Below are 5,276 nucleotides of genomic sequence, written 5' to 3'. Positions count from 1 at the left end.
GGGCCAAACGCCCGCTCACAACAACCTTGGGGGTCGCTCAGAGGCCGAGGGCCTCCAGGACGTCGGCGAGCTCGCGCCGGACGGCGGCGCGCGCGGCGTCGGCGTCGGGCTGCTCCAGCGCCACGCGGGCGACGTCGCGGCACCGCGCGAACGACACCTCGGCCAGCACGGCCGCGACGTCGGCCAGCGCCCGCGGCGTCATCGACAGGGACTTCACGCCCAGGCCCACGAGCACGGGGGCCAGCACGGCGTCGGCCGCCGCCTCTCCGCACACGCCCACCGGGCGGCCGTGCGCGTGCGCGCCCTCGCAGGTGGCGCGCACCAGCTCGAGCACCGCGGGCTGCCACGACGTGGACAGCGTGGCGAGGTCGCCGAGCATGCGGTCGGCGGCCATCGCGTACTGCGTGAGGTCGTTGGTGCCGATGCTGCCGAACGTGGCGTGCTCGAACACCCAGCGCGAGCGCAGCGCCGCCGCCGGGACCTCGACCATCGCGCCGGCCCGCTGCAGCCCGTGCGCCGCGCACGCGGCGACGAACGACCGCGCCTCGTCGGTCGTGGCCACCATGGGCGCCATGACCCACACGTCCGCGGACTCGGCCTCGGCCGCCGCGGCGATCGCCTGCAGCTGCCGGTCGAGCACCTCGGGGTGGGCGACGGCGGTGCGCAGCCCGCGGACGCCGAGCGCCGGGTTCGGCTCGTCGTCGGCGGTCACGAAGGGCAGCGGCTTGTCCGCCCCGGCGTCGAGGGTGCGGACCACGACCTTGCGGCCGGCGAAGGCGGACAGGACGCCGCGGTAGGCCGCGACCTGCTCCTCGACCGTCGGCTCGACGTCGCGCCCGAGGAAGCAGAACTCGGTGCGGAACAGGCCCACGCCCTCGGCGTGGGCGGCGACGGCGGCCTGCGCGGCCTCCGGGTCGGCCACGTTGGCAAGCAGCTCCACCCGGTGCCCGTCGGCGGTGCGGCCGTGGCCGTCGAACTCGCGCTCGACGCGCACCGCGTTCCGCGCGGCCTCGACCTCGGCGTCCGACGGGTCGCGCAGCACGGTGCCCGCGCCGCCGTCGACGACGACGGTCTCGCCGTCGGCGAGGTCCTCGGCGCCCCGGACGGCCACGACGGCGGGGATGCCGAGCGCCCGCGCCAGGATCGCGGTGTGCGAGGTGGGGCCGCCCGCGCTGGTGACGATCGCGACGACCGCCTCCGGGTCGAGGGTGGCCGTGTCGGCGGGCGCCAGGTCCTCGGCGACGAGCACGAACGGGTGCCCCGGCGCGGGGACGCCCGGCGGCCGCACCCCGGTGAGCTCGGCGACGATGCGGTCGCGCACGTCGCGTACGTCGCGGGCGCGCTCGCTCAGCGGCGGGCCCAGCGGCTCGAGCTGCGCGGCGAGCGCGTTCGCGGCGTCCCACACCGCCCGCTCGGGCGTGAGCGAGCCCTCGCGGACGCGGCGCTCGGCGTCGCGGGCGAGGGTGGGGTCGGCCGCCATCGCGGCGGTGACGGCAAGCACGTCGGCCGCCGTCCCCGTGGCCTGCGCCGCCTGCGCGGCGAGTCGGTCCTGGACGGCCGACGTCGCGGCGCCCAGGCGGGCCACCGCGTCGTCGGCACCGGTCGCGTCCATCGCGTCGACGGCCGCCGCAGGGGGCTCCGGGACGGGGGCCGGCATCGTCACGACGACGCCGGCCGCCCGCCCGGGGCTCACCGGGGCACCGGTGAGGGTGGTGCTCATCAGACCGCGTCCTTGCCCTTCGCGGACCCGCCAGAAGCACCGGCCTCCACGGCCACCGCCTCCGCGGCGGCCTCGGCCTTCGCGGCCTCCTTGCGCTCCTCCGTCGCCTGGTCGCCCGTGACGGCGGCGGCCTCCTCCGGGTCGTCCTCACGGCCCGGGGTCTTGAGGTTCCACTTGGCGATGACCCAGCGGAACAGGAAGTAGTAGATGACGGCGTAGGCGAGGCCGATCGGGATGAGCAGCAGCGGCTTCTGCGCGATGCCGAGGTTGAGCACGTAGTCGATGGCGCCGGCGGAGAAGCCGAAGCCGTCGTGGATGCCGAGCCAGTTGACCAGGGCCAGCGAGGCGCCGGTGAGGACCGCGTGGATCGCGTACAGCGGGTAGGCGACGTACACGAACGAGTACTCGAGGGGCTCGGTGACGCCGGTGACGAAGGCGACGAGCGCGGCGGAGCCCAGCACGCCCGCGATGACCTTGCGGTTCTGCGGCTTGGCCATCTGGATCATGGCGATGGCGGCCGCAGGCAGCGCGAACATCATGATCGGGAAGAAGCCGGTGAGGAACGTGCCCGCGGTCGGGTCACCGTTGAGGAACCGGGCGATGTCGCCGTGGACGACCTCGCCGTTCGCCGCCGTGTAGTTGCCGAACTGGAACCAGGGCAGCGAGTTGAGCAGGTGGTGCAGGCCGAACGGCAGGAGCAGACGGTTGAGCGTGCCGAAGATGAAGCCGCCCAGGATCGTGGAGCCGGTGACCCAGCCACCGATCTTGTCGTTGAACAGCCAGTCGAACGCCGGGTAGAGGTACGAGAAGCCGACCGCGATGACGAGCGAGGCGCCCGCCGTGACGATCGGGACGAAGCGCCGCCCGCCGAAGAACGCCAGGTACGCGGGCAGCTTGATCCGGTAGTACTTCTGGTACAGCAGGGCGGCGGTGAGGCCGATGACGATGCCGCCGAGCACGCCGTAGTTGATGAGCTCCTGCTCCGCGCCGGCCGCGGGCTCGCCGAGGATCTGCGGGGACAGCGCGTCCGTCACACCGGAGAAGACCAGGTAGCCGATGAGGGCCGCCAGCGCGGTGGAGCCGTCCGACTTCCGTGCGTAGCCGACCGCGACGCCGATGGCGAAGATGATCGGCAGGTTGTTGAACAGGGCGTTGCCGGCGGCGGCGAAGACCGTCGCGACGGTCTGCACCCAGGCGATGTCGATGGCGCCGAGCATGTCGGGCTGACCGATGCGCAGCAGCAGCGCGGCGGCGGGCAGCGAGGCGATGGGCAGCATCAGCGAGCGGCCGACGCGCTGCAGCTGCGCGAGGCCGGGGAATCCCCGCTTCTGCTTGGTCTCAGCGACCGTGGTCATGGTTCTCCTCCGATGGATGGCCCGGGGGCGGGCATGTCCTGCAGGTCCGGGCCTGCGTCGTCCGGCGGCAGTGTCGCGACGTCGTTCGGGCGTCGTTGCCGGTGATCCACCCACGCTGCCACGGGCAGGTTGTCTGGACCACTTGCACGAAGACTGGTCTAGACCTCATGATGTGTCAACCCCGCGTTCGCGACGGGGACGGGAGCAGGACGCGAGCCGATCGGCACGACGACCGCGATACTGGTCCCGATGTCGAAAACGACGCTGATCGATGCCGATCACAGGGCAGGACGGGACACGACGATGGCCAGGGGCGCAGCTCGCGGCGGCGAGCACAAGTACCTCGCGGTGCGCGCATACCTCGCGGACCTCGTCACGACCGAGCTCGCCGTCGGGGACGCGGTCCCCTCCGAGCGCAGCCTCACCGAGAAGTTCGGCGTCTCGCGCATGACGGTGCGCCAGGCGATCGACGCGCTGGTCACCGAGGGCGTGCTCGAGCGCGCGCAGGGCCGCGGCACGTTCGTCGCGCCGCCCCGCGCCGACTTCGAGATGCGCCTCACGACGTTCGGCGAGGAGGCCCGGCGACGCGGCCTCAAGCCCGGCGCCACCGTGCTTGCCAGCGAAGAGCTGCCCGCGCCCGCCGTCGTCGCCGAGGCGCTCGACCGCGAGGCCGGCACCCCCGTGCACCACGTGGTGCGGCTGCGCACGGCGGACGGCAACCCGATGAGCGTCGAGGAGTCGTGGATCCCCGTCGACCTCGCCCCCGACCTGCTGGCCGACGGCGTGCCCGACAGCCTCTACGCCGCCCTGCGCGAGCGCGGCCTGAACCCGACGTGGGGCGAGGAGGTCATCACGGCCGCCGACGCCACCGCCGAGGAGCTCGAGTCCCTGCAGATGCAGGGCTCCCGCGCCGTCATGCGCACCGCCCGGCGCACCTTCGGCGGCGACGCCGCCGTCATGTACTCCCGCGCCTGCTACCGCGGCGACCGGTACAGCGTCTTCGTGCCGCTGCGCGAGGCGCGACCCACGCTGGTCCCCCGCAGCCGCGCCGCCGACAGCGCCGGCGCGACCCCCGTCCAGCCCGGACGCATCCCCGAAGGGAGCCCCCGATGAGCACGCCCGACTCCGACGCGCAGCTCGCCGCCACGATCCTCGCCGGACTCGGCGGCGTGGAGAACGTCGAGGAGATCGACCCCTGCACCACCCGGCTGCGATCGCTCGTCAAGGACCCCGGCCTCGTCGACGCGGCGCTGCTGAAGCGCGCCGGGGCGTACGGCGTGATGATCAACGGGCGGGTCGTGCAGGTGGTCGTCGGTCCGCGCGTCGACACGATCGCCTCCGACCTCGCCGAGCTCATGTGAGCGTCGCCTGAGCCCGGCATTCCCCCACGAACCTCCTCACCAGGAACCACCAAGGAGCATCATGAGCAAGGCACAGCAGATCCTCGACGCGCTCGGCGGCGACGACAACATCGTCGACCTCGAGCCCTGCATCACGCGGCTGCGCGTCGAGGTCGAGGACCCCGACAAGGTGAACGACGCCGCCCTCACGAAGGCGGGCGCCATCGCCGTCGTGCGCTCCGGCATCGCGATCCAGGTGATCGTCGGGCCCGAGGCCGACACGCTCGCCTCCGACATCGAGGACCTCCGCTGATGACGGCGCTGACCGTCCTCGCGCCCGTCACCGGGACCGTCGTCGACGTCTCCGAGGTGGACGACCCGGTGTTCTCCGCCGGCCTCGTCGGCCCGGGCCTCGCGATCGAGCCCGACGACGTCCGCGGTGGCGAGGCGGTCGCGCCCATCGCCGGGAAGATCGTCAAGCTGCACCCCCACGCCTTCGTCCTGCAGCACGAGGACGGCCGCGCGGTGCTGGTGCACCTGGGCATCGACACGGTCAAGCTCGGCGGCGAGGGCTTCACCACCCACGCGTCCGAGGGCGACGTCGTCGAGCGCGGCGCCGTGCTCGTCTCCTGGGACCCCGCCGCCGTCCGCGCGGGCGGCAAGTCCGCCGTGTGCCCCGTCGTCGCCCTCGAGGCCACGCCCGACGTCGTCGACCGCCTCGCGCAGGTCGGCACCATGGTCGAGCACGGCGAGGACCTGCTCACCTGGGGCTGAGCCCCGCTTCGAGGTAGTCCCGGATCTGCTGAGGTAGTTCGAAAATCGCCGAGGTAGTTCGCAAGCCCGCGAGGTAGTCCACTACCT

At 73.4% G+C, this 5,276-nt stretch carries 6 protein-coding genes; 4 read left to right on the top strand and 2 right to left on the bottom strand.

Features of this window, described 5'->3' with window-relative positions:
• Window positions 1-37 precede the first annotated feature (37 nt).
• Together ptsP and ACFWDO_RS21045 are read right to left on the bottom strand one after the other, a co-directional pair.
• Window positions 38-1,720, bottom strand: a complete 1,683-nt coding sequence (gene ptsP / locus ACFWDO_RS21050) for a phosphoenolpyruvate--protein phosphotransferase (RefSeq protein ID WP_380326557.1) — start codon at window positions 1,718-1,720, stop codon at window positions 38-40.
• Entirely contained in the window at window positions 1,720-3,075 is a 1,356-nt protein-coding gene (locus ACFWDO_RS21045) for a PTS transporter subunit EIIC (RefSeq protein WP_380326554.1), read from the bottom strand. Before ACFWDO_RS21045 ends, ptsP begins: the two co-directional genes overlap by 1 nt.
• A 303-nt stretch (window positions 3,076-3,378) precedes the next feature.
• On the opposite strand from ACFWDO_RS21045, the gene ACFWDO_RS21040 reads away from it, so the two are divergent.
• From ACFWDO_RS21040 to ACFWDO_RS21025, 4 genes are all read left to right on the top strand, one after another.
• Window positions 3,379-4,188: a GntR family transcriptional regulator gene (locus ACFWDO_RS21040; RefSeq protein ID WP_380326551.1), complete on the top strand. Its 810-nt coding sequence runs from the start codon at window positions 3,379-3,381 to the stop codon at window positions 4,186-4,188.
• A complete protein-coding gene (locus tag ACFWDO_RS21035; RefSeq protein ID WP_380326548.1) occupies window positions 4,185-4,436 on the top strand; it encodes a glucose PTS transporter subunit EIIB in 252 nt (83 codons plus the stop codon). The genes ACFWDO_RS21040 and ACFWDO_RS21035 overlap by 4 nt, the downstream gene beginning before the upstream one ends.
• 61 nt (window positions 4,437-4,497) lie before the next feature.
• On the top strand, window positions 4,498-4,728 hold the full coding sequence (locus ACFWDO_RS21030) for a glucose PTS transporter subunit EIIB (protein WP_380326545.1): 231 nt from the start codon (window positions 4,498-4,500) through the stop codon (window positions 4,726-4,728).
• Complete coding sequence (locus tag ACFWDO_RS21025) at window positions 4,728-5,189, top strand: PTS glucose transporter subunit IIA (protein WP_380326542.1); 462 nt, start codon at window positions 4,728-4,730, stop codon at window positions 5,187-5,189. The genes ACFWDO_RS21030 and ACFWDO_RS21025 overlap by 1 nt, the downstream gene beginning before the upstream one ends.
• The last annotated feature ends 87 nt before the right edge of the window (window positions 5,190-5,276 follow it).

Origin of the sequence: Isoptericola sp. NPDC060185, assembly GCF_042728595.1 — a bacterium.
In the GTDB taxonomy this organism is placed as follows: domain Bacteria; phylum Actinomycetota; class Actinomycetes; order Actinomycetales; family Cellulomonadaceae; genus Isoptericola.
Note: the sequence above shows the minus strand (reverse complement) of the source record. Positions and strands in the feature narration are given on the sequence as shown.

What these genes read in the sequence shown, in the direction of transcription:
- ACFWDO_RS21025 (WP_380326542.1), top strand. Translation starts at nt 4,728, where the DNA reads ATGACGGCGCTGACCGTCCTCGCGCCCGTCACCGGGACCGTCGTCGAC.
- ptsP (WP_380326557.1), bottom strand. Translation starts at nt 1,720, where the DNA reads ATGAGCACCACCCTCACCGGTGCCCCGGTGAGCCCCGGGCGGGCGGCC.
- ACFWDO_RS21035 (WP_380326548.1), top strand. Translation starts at nt 4,185, where the DNA reads ATGAGCACGCCCGACTCCGACGCGCAGCTCGCCGCCACGATCCTCGCC.
- ACFWDO_RS21030 (WP_380326545.1), top strand. Translation starts at nt 4,498, where the DNA reads ATGAGCAAGGCACAGCAGATCCTCGACGCGCTCGGCGGCGACGACAAC.
- ACFWDO_RS21040 (WP_380326551.1), top strand. Translation starts at nt 3,379, where the DNA reads ATGGCCAGGGGCGCAGCTCGCGGCGGCGAGCACAAGTACCTCGCGGTG.
- ACFWDO_RS21045 (WP_380326554.1), bottom strand. Translation starts at nt 3,075, where the DNA reads ATGACCACGGTCGCTGAGACCAAGCAGAAGCGGGGATTCCCCGGCCTC.